The following is a 1,313-nucleotide window of genomic DNA, read 5'->3' as shown; positions in this document are numbered from 1 at the left end:
CAGGTCGGCGTACTTGGGGTTGGGCACCGTCGGCATGATCGCGAAGCCCTTGGGCACGGCGGGAATGGAGCTGCCCGGCGAAGTCACTTCGGCCAGCCACTTCGCATAGACCGGGTCGACCAGCGCGGGTGCCGTCGGGCCCACCGGGTTGCCGAAGATCCAGTTGATGCCCACGCGCATCAGGCTGATGCCGATGACCGCGATGATGGTGCCAGTGACCACCGGCGGAAAGAAGCGCAGCATTCGGCTCACCAGCGGCGCGATCAGTATCGACACCACACCCGCGCCGATGATGGCGCCGAACAGCAGCTGCGCGCCGTTCTGACCGGGGTTGGCATTGGCGATGGCCACCATTGGTGCGACGGACGCGAAGGTCACGCCCATCATCACGGGCAGCTTGATGCCGAAGAACTGCGTGGCGCCCAGTGCCTGGATCAGCGTGGCGATGCCGCAGCAGAACAGGTCGGCCGAGATCAGCAGCGCGACCTCGTCGGGTGTGAGCTTGAGCGCGCGCCCGACGATCAGCGGCACCGCGACGGCGCCCGCATACATCACCAGCACGTGCTGCAGGCCGAGGGCCGCGAGCTTGCCCGAAGGCAGGCGCTGGTCCACGGGATGGACTGTTGAGAGAGAACTGTCGGCCGTCATCGTTGGGCTCCTGCTGCGGCGAGAAGGAAGGTGGGCGACACGGCTTGGCATGCGCACACCCCGTTTTGTGTACGCCAAACTGTATACAACTTATGCAACAATCCGACTCAGGAAAACCCGCATCCGGCGCGGGCCCTCATGGCGCCCCCGCCTGGTGCTACGCGACGGGGTAAGGGCCTTCGTCGAAGGCTTCGGCGTGGTAGCCCTTGCTGCCCACGTCGCGCGCCAGCTGGCTGCGGAAGTCGCGGCCCTCGCGCAGGCACTGCAGCACATGGGCGAAGTCGTGGCGCGGCTGCCAGCCCAGGTAGCGCCGTGCCAGTGCGTTCACGTAGACGCGGTCGAGCTGCGCGGGCAGCTTCCATCCTTGCTTCGCGTACAGCGCCTCGCACTCGGGGAACAGGCGTCGCAGCACCCGTGGCGCGCTTTCGCGCAGCATTGGCAGGTCGTCGCGCGCGAAGGGCGTGGTGGCCGAGACGATGTAGCTGCCGAAGCCCAGCGCCGGGGCGCGCGCGGCGGCGAGCAGGTGCGCTTCGACCACGTCCTCGATGTCGACCCGCCGGTGCAGCAGCTCGTTGGCTTGTGCGTTGTCCAGCGAATAGAGGCTGCGCACGGCGGCATCGTCGTCGTCTTCGGGGAAGAAGCGCGACGTTTTCAGCACGACGACC

At 67.3% G+C, this 1,313-nt stretch carries 1 protein-coding gene and 1 pseudogene; both read right to left on the bottom strand.

Features of this window, described 5'->3' with window-relative positions:
- The coding region (locus tag ACSFA3_RS23750; RefSeq protein ID WP_435507869.1) for a uracil-xanthine permease family protein at nt 1-648 on the bottom strand (648 nt) is incomplete at its 3' end.
- A gap of 157 nt (nt 649-805) precedes the next feature.
- Nucleotides 806-1,313, bottom strand: a pseudogene (locus ACSFA3_RS23745) (NAD-dependent epimerase/dehydratase family protein); the annotation flags it as partial.

Origin of the sequence: Variovorax glucosi, assembly GCF_051216695.1 — a bacterium.
Lineage (GTDB): Bacteria > Pseudomonadota > Gammaproteobacteria > Burkholderiales > Burkholderiaceae_C > Variovorax.
Note: the sequence above shows the minus strand (reverse complement) of the source record. Positions and strands in the feature narration are given on the sequence as shown.